Origin of the sequence: Pseudomonas sp. B34(2017) (genome assembly GCF_002112915.1) — a bacterium.
GTDB lineage: Bacteria > Pseudomonadota > Gammaproteobacteria > Pseudomonadales > Pseudomonadaceae > Aquipseudomonas > Aquipseudomonas pharyngis.
The window spans coordinates 77,963-95,331 of record NZ_NEJA01000011.1; the positions used below are offsets into that span (position 1 = coordinate 77,963).

At 60.5% G+C, this 17,369-nt stretch carries 14 protein-coding genes; 12 read left to right on the forward strand and 2 right to left on the reverse strand.

What is annotated here, in order from left to right:
- The first annotated feature begins 27 nt into the window (after nucleotides 1-27).
- From CAF80_RS28120 to CAF80_RS28170, 11 genes are all read left to right on the forward strand, one after another.
- Nucleotides 28-2,952 carry a TonB-dependent receptor gene (locus tag CAF80_RS28120; protein WP_074690315.1) on the forward strand — a complete coding sequence of 975 codons (2,925 nt, stop codon included), beginning with the start codon at nucleotides 28-30 and terminating at the stop codon, nucleotides 2,950-2,952.
- Between the two features lie 269 nt (nucleotides 2,953-3,221).
- Nucleotides 3,222-3,698, forward strand: coding sequence for an antitoxin Xre/MbcA/ParS toxin-binding domain-containing protein (locus CAF80_RS28125; RefSeq protein ID WP_170928303.1), 477 nt, complete (start codon nucleotides 3,222-3,224; stop codon nucleotides 3,696-3,698).
- On the forward strand, nucleotides 3,695-4,198 hold the full coding sequence (locus tag CAF80_RS28130; RefSeq protein ID WP_039768845.1) for an RES family NAD+ phosphorylase: 504 nt from the start codon (nucleotides 3,695-3,697) through the stop codon (nucleotides 4,196-4,198). The genes CAF80_RS28125 and CAF80_RS28130 overlap by 4 nt, the downstream gene beginning before the upstream one ends.
- Before the next feature lie 117 nt (nucleotides 4,199-4,315).
- Nucleotides 4,316-6,970, forward strand: coding sequence for a TonB-dependent receptor (locus CAF80_RS28135; protein ID WP_085668229.1), 2,655 nt, complete (start codon nucleotides 4,316-4,318; stop codon nucleotides 6,968-6,970).
- 114 nt (nucleotides 6,971-7,084) lie between these two features.
- Entirely contained in the window at nucleotides 7,085-8,935 is a 1,851-nt protein-coding gene (locus CAF80_RS28140; protein WP_039768843.1) for an extracellular solute-binding protein, read from the forward strand.
- Nucleotides 8,922-9,986 carry a microcin C ABC transporter permease YejB gene (locus tag CAF80_RS28145; protein WP_085668228.1) on the forward strand — a complete coding sequence of 355 codons (1,065 nt, stop codon included), beginning with the start codon at nucleotides 8,922-8,924 and terminating at the stop codon, nucleotides 9,984-9,986. The genes CAF80_RS28140 and CAF80_RS28145 overlap by 14 nt, the downstream gene beginning before the upstream one ends.
- Nucleotides 9,986-11,008, forward strand: a complete 1,023-nt coding sequence (locus tag CAF80_RS28150) for an ABC transporter permease (protein ID WP_085668227.1) — start codon at nucleotides 9,986-9,988, stop codon at nucleotides 11,006-11,008. The genes CAF80_RS28145 and CAF80_RS28150 overlap by 1 nt, the downstream gene beginning before the upstream one ends.
- A gap of 1 nt (nucleotide 11,009) precedes the next feature.
- Nucleotides 11,010-12,644, forward strand: a complete 1,635-nt coding sequence (locus CAF80_RS28155) for an ABC transporter ATP-binding protein (RefSeq protein ID WP_085668226.1) — start codon at nucleotides 11,010-11,012, stop codon at nucleotides 12,642-12,644.
- Nucleotides 12,645-12,679: 35 nt separating this feature from the next.
- On the forward strand, nucleotides 12,680-13,207 hold the full coding sequence (locus tag CAF80_RS28160; RefSeq protein ID WP_085668224.1) for a PAAR domain-containing protein: 528 nt from the start codon (nucleotides 12,680-12,682) through the stop codon (nucleotides 13,205-13,207).
- Nucleotides 13,208-13,219: 12 nt separating this feature from the next.
- The gene (locus CAF80_RS28165; protein ID WP_039768839.1) at nucleotides 13,220-14,257 is read left to right on the forward strand and encodes a hypothetical protein; all 1,038 of its coding nucleotides are present in this window, start codon (nucleotides 13,220-13,222) and stop codon (nucleotides 14,255-14,257) included.
- Nucleotides 14,258-14,259: 2 nt separating this feature from the next.
- A complete protein-coding gene (locus tag CAF80_RS28170) occupies nucleotides 14,260-14,859 on the forward strand; it encodes a hypothetical protein (RefSeq protein ID WP_039768838.1) in 600 nt (199 codons plus the stop codon).
- A gap of 72 nt (nucleotides 14,860-14,931) precedes the next feature.
- Here CAF80_RS28170 and CAF80_RS28175 read toward each other — a convergent pair whose 3' ends face one another.
- Nucleotides 14,932-15,249, reverse strand: coding sequence for an SCP2 sterol-binding domain-containing protein (locus CAF80_RS28175; protein ID WP_007959502.1), 318 nt, complete (start codon nucleotides 15,247-15,249; stop codon nucleotides 14,932-14,934).
- A 48-nt stretch (nucleotides 15,250-15,297) separates the two neighbouring features.
- Nucleotides 15,298-16,008 carry a histidine phosphatase family protein gene (locus tag CAF80_RS28180; RefSeq protein ID WP_085668223.1) on the reverse strand — a complete coding sequence of 237 codons (711 nt, stop codon included), beginning with the start codon at nucleotides 16,006-16,008 and terminating at the stop codon, nucleotides 15,298-15,300.
- 207 nt (nucleotides 16,009-16,215) lie between these two features.
- Between CAF80_RS28180 and sohB the strand changes: the two genes are divergently transcribed.
- The gene (gene sohB, locus CAF80_RS28185) at nucleotides 16,216-17,238 is read left to right on the forward strand and encodes a protease SohB (protein WP_074690330.1); all 1,023 of its coding nucleotides are present in this window, start codon (nucleotides 16,216-16,218) and stop codon (nucleotides 17,236-17,238) included.
- The last annotated feature ends 131 nt before the right edge of the window (nucleotides 17,239-17,369 follow it).

The following is a 17,369-nucleotide window of genomic DNA, read 5'->3' on the forward strand; positions in this document are numbered from 1 at the left end:
CAGACGCCTTCAACAGGGAAGCCCCTCATGTTTTCATTCAAACAACAACAATTGTCCCGCCTGACACTGGCCATCGTGCTGGCGACGGGTATGGTCCCGGCCGCCGTTCTGGCGCAAGACGCCGCCACTCAAGTCTTTACCTTCGACATTGCCGCCGGGGCCCTCGACGAGGTGCTGCTGGACATCTCGCGCCAGACCGGCGTGCCGATTTCCTTCAGTCAGAATCTGGTTCAGGGCAAACGCAGCAGTGCGGTGCGCGGCGCATTGGGTGGCCGCCAGGCGGTGGAGAAGGCTTTGCTCGGCAGTGGTCTGCAAGTCGAACAGGGGGCGCAGGGCCTCAGCATTCGCCCGGCCGATACGCCGAGTGCCACGCCGGTCAAGGCCGCTGCCGTGGTACCCGCCAGCACTGCCGATTACCGCATGGAAAAAGTCACCGTCACCGGCTCGCGCATCGCCCGCGCGCAGAGCGATGGTGCGACCCCGGTCAATGTCATCACCCACGAAGAAATGGAAGCGCGCGGCTACAAGAACGTCTACGACGCCCTCGCCACGCAGACGCAAAACACCGGCATGACCCAGGGCGAAGACTACGGCAATACCTGGCAACCGGCGGCCAGCGCCCTCAACCTGCGCGGCCTCGGCCCGAACCACACGCTGGTGCTGATCAACGGCCGACGGGTCGCCGATTACCCGACGCCGTACGACGGCAAGGTCAACTTCACCAACCTTGCGAACATTCCGTCGGCGATCATCGAGCGCATCGAAGTGCTCAGCAGCGGCGCTTCGGCGATCTATGGTTCGGACGCGATTGCCGGGGTGGTAAACATCATCCTCAAAGACAAAATGAATGGCGTCGACGTCAATCTCAAGGGCGGCACCAGCGAGCGCGGCGGCGGTGACAACCAGCGCTTGCAGATCAGCGGCGGCGGCAGTTGGGGCGACTTCGACGGGCTGTTCGGGCTCGAACTGACCAACCGCGATCCGATCTGGGCCGATGACCGTGGCTTCATGCAGAGCGGGCCGCTGGCGGATGTCGGCTACCGTCGCGACCTGACCAACAACCGCTATCTGGGTCCCGGTTGCGGCGCCTATCAGGGCACGTTCGACAACAAGCTGTTCAACAGCGGCGGGCGCTGCCGCACCGACCAGATTTACAACGATTACTGGACGGTGCAGACGCAAAAGGAAAACTACGACGGCTACACCCGTGGTACCTGGCATTTCAGCGACAGTGGGCAGGTCTTCGCCGATTTGATGTACGGCCTCGATCACATCCAGAACAACACACGCGGCCCGAGCTTCACCTCGCCGGATTTCATCAACCAGAACAGCGGCAATCTGGAGCGTTGGTATCGACGCTTCGGCGAAGAGGAAATTGGCGGGCGCACCAGCAACAACAGCAAGTGGCGCGACACCTCCTGGACCGGCACCCTGGGCCTCTCGGACAAGATCGCCGACACCGGGTGGAACTATGAACTGGCGGCCAACCGGTCCGAGTACAAAAGCGTGCGCACCACCCGTTACACGCCGCTGTCGTCGATCCAGGATTTCTACCTCGGCCCGCAGCTGGGCACCCGTGACGGTTACCCGGTGTTCGCGCCGGATGCCTCGCGCCTCGACCGGCCACTGACGCAGCAGGAATGGGAGCAGTTTCGCGGCAACCTGACGCAGAGCAGCAAGTCGGTTTCCACCAGTTACAACGCGTCGGTCAACGGCGAGTTGTTTGACCTGCCCGCCGGTCCGGTGGGATTTGCCGGCGTGCTCGAGGCGGGCAAGCAGGAATATCGCATCGATCCGGATGACAGCCTTAATGACGGCAGTTTCTACGGCGTGACCCCGGCGCAAAGCTCCGGCGGCTCGCGCAAGCGTTACGCGGCCGGCGGCGAGTTCAGCATTCCGGTCACCGACACGGTGCTGGCGACAGCCGCAGGGCGCTGGGACCAATACAAATTCAGTGGCCGCACCGAACAACAGAAAACCTACAACCTCGGCCTGGAATGGCGGCCGGTGAACAGCCTGTTGGTGCGCGGCAGCTACGGCACCAGTTTCCGCGCCCCGGACCTGAACTACATCTATCAGTCCGACAGCAACGGTTACTACCCGGCGCAGATCGACTATTACGGTTGCAGCCAGGGCGTGGAGGGCGCCTGTGATCGCGGGCGGGTCGATTACACCCAGAGCGGCACGGCGGATCTGGAATCCGAACGCGGCAAATCCTGGACCTACGGTTTCGTCTGGTCGCCGTCGCGCAATTTCGATTTCTCCACCGATTTCTGGCGGGTGGAGATCGATGACCTGCTGACCACCGTCGACGAAAACCGTCTGCTGCAGCAAGAGAACGAATGCCGCAATGGCACCCAGGACATCAACTCGGCCAACTGCCAGTCGACCCTGGCGCGCGTCGATCGCAATCCCGGCAACGCCGCCGTCGATCCCAATCAGTTGCAGCGGGTGCGAGTGAACGCGATCAACGCCGCCAGCGAGCGGGTCAGCGGCCTGGACTTCAAGAGCAACATCCGCTGGGGCGCCGGGCAGTACGGCGCGTTCAGTTCGGCGCTGGGCTACACCCTGGTGCTCTCGCACTACTACAAGGAATCGGACGAAGCCCCGACCCAGGACTGGCGCACCTCGCGCACCAACTACGACTGGCGCAGCAAGGTCAACGCCAGCCTGACCTGGGATTACCAGAAAGCTACGGCGACGCTGATGGGGATTCGTTACGGCTCGGTCACCAACGGCGCGGGCGACGGGCGTCTGTCGCCGTGGACGGTGTTCAACGCCAGTGCACGGTACAAGCTCAACGACCGGGCGAGTGTCGGGCTGACCGTGAACAATGTGCTCAATCAGGTCAAGCATGACGACTCGGCGGGATGGCCGTATTACCCGACCGGCAACTACGACCCGTACGGGCGCCAGTGGTGGCTGGATGTGAGTTATCACTTCGGGAGTTGAAGGCGGAATAATGCCCGGTAGCGTCCTACGGAAGTTGCCGGACTTTGGGCGAAAACGGGGATATTTCCGACGACTTTTTAAGGTTGGCCGTCGGAAGCAGGGCCTATAGCATCGGTCGTGACATGAAGTCACTGACCGGCCTGGAGACTCGGGCCCCTGACATTGGATGGATTATGCGAATCCCACATCTCGAGCACGAAAACTCTACTTATTCCCCTCGTGATTCCTGGCGCCACGATCATGCCAGATGCCCTATGGAGGGTGTTCCGATGCCCCAAGCGAAAGCACCCCGGTTTACGGGGCTGAAGAAGGTCGAGGGGAAGCCTGTTGAGGTGTTGCTGAACGGCCGGATATGGGACAGAGACACCATGCACATTGTTGGTTACGCGCGGGAAGGTTTTGATCTGCGGGACGTTGTGAACATGATTTCAACATCCGAGCTCTACCGGGAAAGCGAGCTTGTGCAGCTCATCACCGGAAAGTCGGTCAGAACCGTGCGGCGCTTGCTGAGTAGTGGCGAGCCGACGCGAATGAGCCGACAGCAGAGCATGATCGCTTTTCAGTATGCGCACGCTCTTGAGTCCGCTATCGAGGTGTTCCACGATCAGCCGAGCGCCGAGGAGTGGATGAGCAAGGCGACCAAATGGTTAAACGGTTACAGACCCGTTACATTGATTGAAAGCTCACTGGGGTATCAATCGGTCATTGCTTATCTGCACCGGATTAAATACGGGGTTTATCAATGAACCCGCTGCCTTGGGACGACCGCTGGTATGCGTGGCGTTTGGACCCTGAGGTTTATCGGTGCACATGGGACAGCGGCATCGGTTCAGAACTGCAGGGCGGTCGATGGAACCGGCCCGGCCGCCGTGTCGTTTATGCTTCGATCGATCCATCTACAGCCATTCTGGAGGTGGCCGCTCACGGGAGTTTCAACGCACTTGATAGAAGTCCCTATGTGCTGACGTGCTTTGAGGTGGTCAGCGAGGCGCTTGTGAAAATCGTGCAACCCGAGGAGCTGCCCAACCCCTACTGGATGAGTCCCGCACAGGCCTCGCCCAACCAGCAGGATTTTGCCGACGCGTTGCTCGCCGAGCACCCGTTTGTACTGATTCCATCGGCAGCCACCCGGCACTCGTGGAATTTGCTGGTGAGCTGCGATTTGGCGGAGGGGCAATTCAGGATGGTCTCGCAAGAGCGATTCGGGCTGGATACGCGATTGCTCAAGGACGCAGAACTGGTATGAAAAATCACGCGCCTCTTTTTGCATAACCTCAGCACCCAACGGTCTAAATCGCACCCTATAAATCCCTATCTGCCATCGCACATCCCTGCATAAACCAAAACGCAGGGATGGCTGTTCATGATCCATTTTTCACCCGTTAAATCCCCTTTGAGCCTGGCCTTGCTGCTGGCGATCAACACGTTGCCGGCCATCGCTGCCGACAGCACGGCAAACGAACCGACCACCCAACTGCAACGGGTCGAAGTCACCGGCACCGCGATCCGTCGGGTCGATGCCGAAACCGCCGTACCGGTCACCATCCTGCGGGTCGAGGAGTTGCAGAAGCAGGGCGTGACCACCACTGAAGAGCTGGTCAACCGCATCTCGGCCAACCAGTCTTCGGTGGGCTCCGGGCGCTCGGTGGGGTCGAGCAGTGGCGGGGCGTCTTATGCCGACCTGCGCGGCATTGGCCCGAACAAGACCCTGGTGCTGCTCAACGGTCGGCGTCTGAGCAACAACGCGACCAATGCGATCAATGGCTCTGGCGTCGACCTCAACACTATCCCGTTCGCTGCCATCGACCGGGTGGAAGTGCTGCGCGACGGTGCTTCGGCGCTGTACGGTACCGATGCCATCGGCGGGGTGATCAACTTCATCACCAAGACCAGCCTCACCGAAGGTCAGATCAGCACGAACTACGACACACCGACCCATTCTGGCGGTGGTGAAAGTCGCAATTTCAGCGGCAGTTGGGGTTTTGGCGATTTACAGGACGATCGCTTCAACGTTTTCGGCGTGGTGAGTTACGACAAGCAGAATCGCCTGGCCGCCGACGACCGTGGTTACACCTATAACTACCAGCCGGGGCGCGGACTCGATTACACCTCCGGCACGGCATCGCCCGCCAACTGGAGCCAGGGCAGCAATGCCACCAACCCGCTGGCCGGCTCCGGTTGCAATGCGCCGGGGCTGTTGTCACGCAACGGCATCTGCCGCCAGAGCCTGTGGAACTACCTTGATCTGGTGCCGGAAACCGAGAAGACCTCGGCCTTCGCCAAGGCCACCGGCAAGCTGTCGGACGATCACAACGTCAGCCTCGAATACTTTTGGGCGCGCAACGAAAACCGTACCCAAATCGGGCCCGGCACTTTGATGGGCAATCAGGTCAACCCTGGCACGGCGTTCTATCCGGGGAACGGCATTACGCCCGGACCGAGCGGTTTTGCCCTCGACCCGACGCAGCCGGTGGACGTGAACTGGCGTGAAACCGCCGTCGGTGCCCGTCAGCATGAGGACGACAACACCGGTCAGCGCCTGCTGTTGAGCTTCGACGGCACCCTGGTCGGGTGGGATTACAACCTCGGCGCGTCGTACAACCAGAACAAGGTGGTCAACACGATTCGCAGCGGTTATGTGAACGACCGCGCCGTCAGCCAGGGCATCGCCAACGGTGTGATCAACCCGTTCGGCCCGCAGACCGCCGCCGGTTCGGCACTACTGGCAGCCAACGAGGTAGAAGGCGATTACGCGACCGCAGTGGGCCGGGTCAAGGCGATTGACGGGCGTGTCAGCCGCGAGATCGGCGACTGGTTCGGTGCAGGGCCTTCGGCACTGGCGCTGGGCGGCGAGTATCGCAAGGAAGATTTTCATCAGGATTTCGCTGCGTTTGCCGGCGACGTGCAGAGCCTGGGTGTTGATCCCAACGGCAGCGTACAAGGGGATCGCAGCGTCTCGGCGCAGTACGCCGAGGTCAACGTGCCGGTGCTCGACAGCCTGGAACTGTCCGCCGCCGTGCGCCACGACAAGTACAGCGACTTCGGCAGCACCACTAACCCGAAATACTCGTTCCGCTTCCAGCCGTTCAAGGAACTGGTGGTGCGCGGCGCCTACAGCGAAGGTTTCCGTGCGCCATCGCTGTACGAGTTGTACAACCCGACGTTTACCTCCTTCACCAACGCCAACTACAACGACCCGCGCCTGTGCGCTGGAGGCAACCCGAGCAACGGCGGCATTGCCAACCGCGACTGCGCCCAGCAGTTCAATCGCACCTCCGGCGGCAACACCGACCTGAGCCCGGAGACCGCGCGCAACGTCACCCTCGGTTTCGTTTACCAGCCGTTCGATCGCCTGACCACCGGCCTGGATTTCTGGTGGATCGACATCGCCAACCAGATCGCTGAGTTCCCCGAATCGGCGGTGTTCGAGAATCCGGAGCTGTACCCGGAGCGCCTGATCCGCAAGCCCGACGGTTCCATCGACCACATCGTCACCGGGCTGGCCAACCTCGGCAAGATCAAGACCAACGGCGTCGACGTGAGTTTCGACTATCGCCTGCCGAGCACGCCGTACGGTGATTTCGGCATCGGTCTGCAAGGCACTTACGTGACCCGTTATGACTATCAGCAGCAGCTCAAGGGTGACTACATCGACAAGCTCGGCGATTTTCGCGGCGGCGACTTTGCCTCGGCCGGCGCCGTGGCCCGTTGGCGTCACAGCCTGACCGGCAGCTGGAACTACGGCCCGCTCGGCGCAAGCCTGACCAACCGCTACACCAGTGGTTACCACGACTCGGATCGCGAGACTCACGATTACGTCGGTTCGTACAACGTCTGGGACGTGGCCGGCACCTACACATGGCGCAAGACCCTGGCGGTGACCCTCGGGGTGAAAAACCTGTTCGACCGCGAGCCGCCGTTCAGCAACCAGACCTACACGTTCCAGAGCGGCTACGACCCGAAATACGGCGACCCGTTTGGCCGCACGCTGTACACGCGGGTCAATTACAAGTTCTGAGAAAGATCGGTCGGGGCAGGTTTTAGTAACACATCGTTCTAAACCCCGCCCTATAAAAAGGCCCGGCCTGTTGCACATCACAGTCAGGCAGGCACGTGGTGAAAGGATCTGCCCATGTTTTCCAGAGTCATTCTGTTCAGTGTCGGTCTGTTGCTGAGCCCGGCGCTGTTCGCAGCGCCCCAACACGCCCTCACGGTCTACGGCGAAGCCCCGAAATACGCCCCGGACTTCCAGCACCTGGCCTACGCCAATCCCGCTGCGCCCAAGGGTGGAACCTTGCGCCGCTCTTCGCTGGAGAGCGGCCCGTTCGATCACCTGATTCCCTACATCGACAAAGGCACCGGCGTTGCCGACATCGACGGCTGGCTCTATGCGCCGCTGGCCTATCGCAGCAAGGACGAGCCCTACAGCGTCTACGGCCTGGTGGCCCAACGCATGGAGTTGGACGTGGACCGCCGCTGGCTGCGCTTTTACTTGAACCCCAAGGCGCGGTTCGAGGACGGCACGCCGATCTCCGCTGAAGACGTGCGCTACACCTTCGAACTGTTCACTACCCAGGGCAGCCTTAAGTATCGCCAGCAGTTTCGTGATGTCGCCGAGGTGCAGGTCGAGTCGCCGACCCAGGTGCGTTTCGTGTTCAAGAACAACGAGAGCCGCACATTGCCGCTGGATCTGGCGACGTTGCCGGTGCTGCCCGAGCATTGGTGGCGCACACGCAATTTCGCCGATGGCGCAGGCTTCGAGATTCCGCCGGGCAGCGGGCCGTACAAGGTCAGCGCGGTGGATGCCGGACGCAGCGTGAAATTCCAGCGGATCAAGGACTGGTGGGCCAGGGATCTGCCGATCACTCGCGGGCTCTATAACTTCGATCAGTTGAGCGTGGAGTTCTTTGCCGACACCGACGTGTCGCGACAAGTGCTCAAGGCCGGCGGCTTCGATTACAACCGCGAGTTCTCCGCCACCAGTTACACCATCGGTTACGCCGGCGCGGCGCTGGAGCAGGGCAAGTTGCTGCGCGAACACCTCGCACCCGGCGCTGCGCAAGGGTCTCAAGGGTTTGTGTTCAATCTGCAGAAACCGATGTTTCAGGATCGTCGGGTGCGGCAGGCGATCGCCATGCTTTGGGATTTCGAATGGAGCAACCGGCAGATGATGCGCAGCATGTACCTGCGCCAGCGCAGCTTCTTTTCCCACAGCGCGTTGTCGGCCACCGAACTGCCGGATGCCGAGGAACTGAAAATCCTTGATCCGTGGCGCGGCAAGATTCCCGATGAAGTCTTCAGCCAGGTATTCGAGGCGCCGCGCACCGACGGCAGCGGCAATATTCGTGCGCAACAGTTGCAGGCGCTGAAATTGCTGGAGTCCGCCGGCTGGAAACCCCGTGGCGATCAATTGGTGAATGCCGCCGGTGAGCCGTTGCAATTCACTTTTCTCAACGGCCAGAAGGGCTTCGAGCGCCTGCTGCTGCCGTTCAAGCGCAACCTGGCGCAGATCGGCATCGGCTTCGATATCCGCCAGGTCGACACCGCGCAATACACCAACCGCGTGCGCAGCCGCGACTACGACATGATCGTCGTCGGTTACCCGGTGAGTCAGGCGCCGGGGCGCGAGCTGTTCAACTACTTCGGCTCCGAGGGTGCCGACGATCCTGGCTCGAACAACTACATGGTGCTGCGCGATCCGGCGGTGGATGCGCTGCTAGAAGGTGTGGTGCAGGCCGACAATCGCGAGAGCCTTCTGCGCCACGCCCATGCTCTGGATCGGGTGTTGCAGTGGGGCTACTACTGGATTCCCAACTATTACCCGCCGGGGATTTCCACGGTGTGGTGGAACCGCTTCGGTCGCCCGGCTATTGCGCCGTTGTACGACGCCGGACTCGACACCTGGTGGGAAATCAGCCCGACCGCGCTGACCTCGACGCAGATGCAGCAACAGCACAAGGAGTACGCCCATGTGGGGTTATAGCCTGCGGCGTCTGCTGCTGATCGTGCCGACCTTGCTGGCGATTCTGCTGGTGAACTTCGTGATTGTGCAGGCCGCGCCCGGTGGCCCGGTCGAGCAGGCCATCGCCCGATTGCAGGGGATCGGTGTCGGTGCGGCGGTGGGTGCCAGTCATGTCGAGAACATTGGCGGCGAGTCCCGCGCGACTCGGGGGCTGGATCCGAAACTGGTGGCCGAGATCGAGCGGCAGTATGGCTTCGACAAAAGCGCTGGCGAGCGCTTGTGGCTGATGCTCAAGAGCTACGCGCAACTGGACTTCGGCAAGAGCTTCTTCCGTGGCGCGACGGTGACCGAACTGATCTGGCAGAAGCTGCCGGTGACCCTGTCGCTGGGTTTGTGGGCGACGCTGATCACCTATCTGGTGTCGATCCCGCTGGGGATTCGCAAGGCGGTGCACAACGGTTCGGCGTTCGATGTCTGGAGCAGCGCGGCGATCATCATCGGCTACGCCATGCCGGGGTTTCTGTTTGCGCTGCTGCTGATCGTGGTGTTCGCCGGCGGGACGGCGCTGGACTGGTTTCCGGTGCGCGGGCTGGTCTCGGACAACTTTGCCGAGCTGTCGCTGTGGGGCAAGGTTGCCGATTACTTCTGGCATCTGGTGTTGCCGGTCAGTGCGCTGGTGATCGGCGGTTTCGCGACGCTGACGATCCTGACCAAGAACAGCTTTCTCAATGAAATCTCACGGCTGTACGTGGTCACGGCTCGGGCCAAGGGCCTGAGCGAGCGACAGGTGTTGTACGGGCATGTGTTTCGCAACGCGATGCTGCTGGTGGTGGCCGGATTGCCTCAGGCATTGGTCACGGTGTTCTTCGGCGGTTCGTTGCTGATCGAAGTGATCTTCTCCCTCGACGGTCTCGGCCGCCTGAGCTACGAGGCGGCGGTGTCACGGGATTACCCGGTGGTGTTCGGTTCGCTGTTCATCTTCACCCTGTTCGGGCTCTTGATAAAACTGCTGGGCGACCTGTGCTACACGCTGGTCGATCCGCGCATCGACTTCACCGCGAGGACTGCCTGATGCCGACGCTTTCTCCCATCGGACAGCGCCGCTGGGCGCGGTTCAAGGCCCATCGGCGCGGCTGGTGGTCGTTGTGGCTGTTTCTCGCGCTGTTCGGCCTGAGCCTGGGCGGCGAACTGGTCGCCAACGACAAACCGTTGCTGGTGACGTATCAGGGCGAGTGGCTTTTCCCGGCGTTCAAGCGCTACACCGAGCAGGATTTCGGCGGTGAGCTGCCGTTCCAGCCTGACTACCGCAGCGCCCAGGTGCGTGAACTGATCGAGGGGCAGGGCGGACGGATGTGGTTTGCGCCGATCCCGTTCGGCTTCGACACGGCCAACTACGACCTCACCGAACCGGCCCCGAGTCCGCCCACTACTGAAAACTGGCTGGGCACCGACGATCAGGCGCGGGATGTGCTGGCGCGGGTGATATTCGGCACGCGGGTCTCGCTGTTGTTCGCGCTGGCGTTGACGGCGGTGAGCGCGTTGATCGGTATCGCCGCCGGTGCCTTGCAGGGTTATTACGGCGGCTGGGTCGACTTGCTCGGGCAGCGTCTGTTGGAAGTGTGGTCGGGCCTGCCGGTGCTTTATCTGCTGATCATTCTGTCGGGCTTCGTCGAGCCGAATTTCTGGTGGTTGCTGGGGATCATGGCGCTGTTTTCCTGGCTGAGTCTGGTGGACGTGGTGCGCGCCGAGTTCCTGCGCAGCCGGGGGCTCGAGTACGTGAAAGCGGCGCGGGCGCTGGGTGTCGGCGATGCGCAAGTGATCGTGCGGCACATTCTGCCCAACGCCATGAGTGCGACCTTGACGTACCTGCCGTTCATTCTGACCGGGGCGATCGCCACGTTGTCGGCGCTGGATTTTCTCGGCTTCGGCATGCCCGCCGGCAGTGCTTCGCTGGGTGAGCTGATCGGTCAGGGCAAGAACAATCTGCAAGCACCGTGGTTGGGCCTGACGGCGTTCTTCGCCCTGGCGCTGATTCTTTCTTTACTCGTTTTCATCGGCGAAGCCTGCCGTGATGCCTTCGACCCCAGGACTTGATATGCGTGAACATCTGATCGAAATACGCGACCTGCGGGTGGCCTTCAAAGGGCAGGAAGTGGTGCACGGCATCGACCTCGACATTTGTCCGGGGGAATGCCTGGCCCTGGTCGGCGAGTCCGGCTCCGGCAAGTCGGTAACGGCCCACAGCATTCTGCAACTGCTGGACCCGAACATCACGCAGATCGACGGCAGCATCCGCTATGGCGGCGAAGAGCTGCTGGGTGTGCACGAGCGCTATCTGCGGCAACTGCGCGGCAACCGCATCGCAATGATTTTTCAGGAGCCAATGAGTTCGCTCAACCCGTTGCACAGCATTGAGCGCCAACTCGGCGAAAGCCTGGCGCTGCACAAAGGCCTGGCGGGCACTGCGGCGCGCAAACGGATTCTGGAGCTGTTGGAACTGGTGGGCATTCAACGTCCGCGCGAGCGGCTCAAGGCGTATCCGCATCAGCTCTCCGGCGGGCAGCGGCAGCGGGTGATGATCGCCATGGCGCTGGCGTGCGAACCGCAATTGCTGATTGCCGATGAGCCGACCACGGCCCTCGACGTCACGGTCCAGCGCAGGATTCTGTTGCTGCTCAAGGAACTGCAACAACGTCTGGGCATGGCGCTGCTGATCATCAGCCATGACTTGAATCTGGTGCGCACCATCGCCCAGCGGGTGGCGGTGATGCGCGCGGGCGAAATCGTCGAACAGGCTACTTGCGAGCAATTGTTCCGCGCGCCGCAGCATCCCTACAGCATCGAATTGCTCAACGCCGAACCCGGCGGCGCGGCGCTTTGCCGTGATGCAGCGGAAGATCTGCTCGAGGTTCGTGATCTGAATGTGCGTTTTCCGCTGGGTGGCGGATGGCTGCGGGCCAAGACGTATCTGCACGCGGTCAACGGCATCGATTTGAAACTGCAGCGGGGCAAGACCTTGGGCATTGTTGGTGAATCCGGATCGGGCAAGTCCACTTTAGGTCAGGCGATCCTGCGTCTGATCGACGCCGACGGCAACATCCGCTTCAAGGGCGAGGCGCTCGAACAACTGAGCGGCAAGCAATTGCGTCCGCTGCGCAAACGCCTGCAAGTGGTGTTTCAGGACCCGTTCGGGAGCCTGAGTCCGCGCTTGTGTGTGGAGCAGATCATTGCCGAAGGTCTGCAGGTGCACAGCGACTTGAATGCGCAGGCGCGCGAGCAGGCTGTGATCGATGTACTGAAGGAAGTCGGGCTCGATCCGGCGACGCGTCATCGCTATCCCCACGAGTTTTCCGGCGGGCAACGGCAACGTATCGCCATCGCTCGGGCGCTGGTGCTCAAGCCGGATCTGATCCTGCTCGATGAGCCGACGTCGGCGCTGGATCGCACGGTGCAGAAACAGATCGTCGCGTTGTTGCGCCGATTGCAGGAGGAGCACGGTCTGACTTATCTGTTCATCAGTCATGACCTGGCGGTGGTGCGGGCGCTGGCCCACGATCTGATCGTGATGAAGGATGGCGAGGTGGTGGAACGCGGCGAAACGGCCGGGTTGTTTCATTCGGCCCGACACCCGTATACGCGGGAACTGCTGGCTGCATCGTTTGTGACACCGGTCACGGCAGAGACGGGCAGGCAGGAGGCCAGCCTTTCACCCACAGGGCAGATCCGGTAAATTTCGCGGCCTCCGCTCATACAAGGATGTAGATGATGGCAAAACCTGCCGCGCGCCTCAGCGATCTCAATGCCTGCCCGATCACTGGACACGGTACCAACCCCAGCACCAGCGGTTCACCCAATGTGAACATCAATGGCATGCCTGTGCTGCGAGTCGGTGATACCACCGCCTGCGGTGATTCCGTCACCGAGGGCATCGGCAACATCCTGATCAACGGCAAGCCAATCGCCTTCCTCGGCAGCGCCACAGCCCATGGCGGAATGATCATTACCGGCTCCGGCGACGTTTTTGTCGGCACGCAGGTCGGTTCCGCGCCTTTCAGCCCGATTGTCACCGTGCCAAAACACAGTGAACGCTTCCAGCTGGTGGACGAAACCACCGGCGAAGCAATTCCCGACATGCTCTATTGCATCGAAACCGGCGATGGACAGCGCATGGTCGGCCATACCGACAACCATGGCAATGCCGAGAGGGTATTTACAGCCGATCCGACATCCATTGTTGTTCAGTGGGGCAAGGAAGCGGCCCTCCATCTGGATGCCCTGGGCATCGACTATTAAGGAGGGCGACGCGTGGCTGCACCAAAGAAGAAACAGGCCAAGACCACTGATCAGCATGCGACGACTCAGGTCACGGGCACGCTGGCACAGGATTATGTGACCGTGGTGGGGGCTTCCTACATGTCGACGATAGAAAACTGGCGCGGGCAGAAGGGCAATAAAATGCGCTTCATCAATCAAGGCATCCGACAACTGACGAAGTACCCCGAAGGCACGCCAAGTTTTTCGAAACAACGCGTCTTTCTGATTTTCAAGGATGACTATCCGCAAAACCTGCTGGCGGCCTTGAAACTGGTAGTCGAGCGCGATCATGGCGCGCAATACCGGGAACTGGATTCAATATCCGGCCTGGTGGATTTCATCTTTACCCGGCAACGTCGCGGCAGAGAAATCAAACAGCTCGATTTTTTCTCCCATGGCGTAGTGGGTGCAATCGAGCTGGGATACGAGCTGGATAAGCGTGAAAGTTACCGATTACGTGATGCCCAGGCGAAAATGTTCAAGCCGGAAGCGTTTGCATACGGTGCAAAGATTCACTCTTATGCCTGTCGCACCGGGCTGGGCATCAACGCCGAGCGTTGGGTGCTCGAGGGCGAAGACCCTCATTATGAACTCAGCCTCGCGCAAATCATGGCTAATGCAACCCGGACAACCGTCATGGCGTTTCCGCGTCGCAGCAATTACGACACGACTTATGGCACCAACGCGGAGCGGCAATCGGTGCCCGGCACGCGTCAGCGGATGGCCTCCGACAGGGAGGCGATGGAAAGCTACACCCGCAAGAATATCGAGTATCAACGAAAGCTTGCAGAACACCGTAAGACAGCGAAGAACCCGACGGCTGAGCTTCCAGATGAAAAGGCCCCGCAAAAACCCCTTTCAACGGTTACTGATGAGGAGCGCAAGTTGGTAGCACATGAGGACAGCCGCAGTTTTCACGAGAAAACCGTGGGTTACCCGCTGGATGCGTTGGGTGCACATCGTGATGTCCGTTCCGGGGATACCCCCACCGGGGTGCCGGCCCACCTTCTTGAATACAGACCCGCTTGAGCATGCTGCGTCTATCGAGAAAGAACTGCCTTCTGCTCATCTTGCTGGCAGTGTTCATCACTACGGTATTTTTTTATTACAGCAAGGAAGATCAAATGTCCGCCAGGGTAATGATGTATTACGGCGACTGGAGCCCTGAAGAAACGCGCTTTGACGCGACACGATGGTTCAGCTCGGGAATGTATCGACCGCGTTTTATGGGTACGCCTTCCGCACAGAGTCCTGTCACCATGCTGCGCAACAGTCCTGATCCGTTGAGGGGCATTTCGAATGACGAGTTTCTGACCAAAGTGCTGGTTGCGATGGAAGAGCGTTATCCGAAGGTGGATACAGAGGGGCTGGTTCTCGATACACCGGATCTTCGTCGCCAGATTCGATATGCCTACAGTGCGTTCTCCCAACCGGACAGACCGGTGGATTCCTATTGGTTGTTTGTGACTCTTGGGGGCGACACGTTTGTCATCACGATTGACTGGGATGTCACCGACAAAAAAATGCTGACTGGGTCGATGGCTGAGCATCTGGCTGAAGGAAGTGAAGCGGCCACTGCGTTTCGAGATATTCAGCGAGAGCTGGAAAGAGCGCCGGGTTCAACACGTTGATGGTTGGAGATCATCGGCCTCTGAAAGCACGAATCCCGCCAGAGGCGGGATTCGCGAATTGCGTCCGGACGTTTACGCCGGGAACAGCTCGGACAGTTTCATCGACAGCATCATGTCGCCTTCAACGCGCAGCTTGCCGCCCATGAAAGCCTGCATGCCGTCGGTTTCGCCGCTGACGATACCTTTGAGGGTTTCGCTGTCCAGCACCAGCGTGCAGTTGGCGTCCGGGTTTTCGCCTTCCTGGATGTCGCAGGTGCCGTCTTTGACGATCAGGGCGTATTGCTTGTCTTCGTCAGTGATGTTGAAACCGAAGACCAGATCCAGACCGGCAGCGGCGGCTGGGTTGAACTTGGCTTGCATTGCTTTTACGGCATCAGCTACGGAGGTCATGGTTCGATCCTTTTTGGTTGATTGCAGCAGGGTCACAGTAATCCGGACTCAGCGAAACGTGATGAGTTCCGGGGCCTTCAGCAGTTGCAGGTGTGCATGACTGTTGAAGGAAGCCAGAGCCACCTCGCGACCGCGGAACTTCAGCTGGTTGAGCGAGGTGTTGACGATTTGCCAGTTCAGTTCAAAGGCCTGCCGGGCAGGCATTTGAGTGATGAGGTGGAGCAGGGCGGTGATCGTGCCACCGGAAGTGAACACCGCGATTTTCTGGGTGTTGTCGGCTTGTTCGAGTATTCGGTGCAGACCGGCCTGGACCCGCTCGACGAAACCCAGCCAGCTTTCCAGGCCAGGTGTGTCGTAGGTGCCGGCGAGCCAGCGTTCGATGATCAAGGCGAAGATGCGCTGGAACTCGCCACGGTTTTGTGCGGCGTTGCGCAGAATCTCCAGCGCTTCGGGCTCTTGCGGCAGCATGGCCGGGAGCAGGGCGCGGATCACGGCGTCGGCGTCGAATTCGTTGAACGCCGAATCGATTTCCAGAGCCGGTACCGGCAGGCCGACGGCGGCGAACTGTTCCAGCGCGCTGTTGGCCGTGTGTTGCTGGCGGCGCAGGTCGCCCGACAGGCAGCGGTCGAAGCTGATTCCGAGTTCGGCGAGGTGACGGCCGAGGATTTCTGCCTGGCGTACACCGGTCGGCGACAGGACGTCATAGTCGTCTGCACCGAAGGAGGCCTGGCCATGTCGAATCAAGTAGATGCTGCCCACGTCCGCGTCATCCCGGTACGTTGAAGGTTGTGGCGAGGTTATGGGGATGACGGTGAGCTGTCAATGAAAAAACATACGCTTGTTTGAAATGCCCGTTCCAGCCTTGTTGCCAGAGGTTTCACGGCTGGCCGACCGGCCGGTGCATGGGTATGCTGGAGCCAATTCCCGCGTGTGTTTTATGACCGCGCATCGTTTGAAGGAGTCACTGTGGAGTTTTTCACTGAATACGCCAGTTTCCTGGCCAAGACCGTGACGCTGGTCATCGCCATTCTGGTGGTGCTGGCCAGTTTTGCTGCGTTGCGCAGCAAGGGCCGGCGCAAATCTGCGGGCCAGTTGCAGGTCAGCAAGCTCAACGATTTCTATAAAGGCCTGCGTGAGCGTCTGGAGCAGACCCTGCTCGACAAGGATCAGCTCAAGGCCTTGCGCAAGGGCCAGGCCAAGTCCGAGAAGAAACAGAAGAAGAAACCCGAGGCCAAACCTCGGGTGTTCGTGCTGGACTTCGATGGCGACATCAAGGCCTCGGCCACCGAAAGCCTGCGCCACGAAATCACCGCGCTGCTGACCCTGGCCACGCCGAAGGACGAAGTGGTCCTGCGTCTGGAAAGCGGCGGCGGCATGGTGCACAGCTACGGTCTGGCTTCGTCGCAACTGGCGCGCGTCCGTGAAGCCGGCGTGCCGTTGACTGTGTGCATCGACAAGGTCGCAGCCAGCGGCGGCTACATGATGGCGTGCATCGGTGAGAAGATCATCAGCGCGCCATTCGCCATTCTTGGCTCCATCGGTGTGGTGGCGCAGTTGCCCAACGTCAATCGCCTGCTGAAAAAGCACGATATCGATTTTGAAGTGCTGACTGCCGGCGAATACAAACGCACCCTGACCGTGTTCGGTGAAAACACCGAGAAGGGCCGGGAGAAATTCCAGGAAGACCTGGACATCACCCATCAGCTGTTCAAGAACTTCGTTGCCCGTTATCGCCCACAGCTGGCGATCGACGAGGTCGCCACCGGTGAAGTCTGGCTCGGCATCGCGGCACTGGACAAGCAACTGGTCGACGAACTCAAGACCAGCGACGAATACCTGGCCGAGCGCGCCAAACAGTCCGAGGTCTATCACCTGCACTACGCCGAACGCAAAAGCCTGCAGGAGCGGATCGGCATGGCGGCCAGCGGCTCGGTGGATCGCGTGTTGCTGAGCTGGTGGAGTCGTCTGACCCAGCAGCGTTTCTGGTAATGCTCCGTGGGGGCGTCGGCGGCAAATGCCAACTGCCCCCTCTGCATTTTTATTGAAACGATGTGCTTTACATACATAGTTTAAAGTCTAAAGTTACTGCTGTTTCATAGTTCGTATCCATCAACTATTTA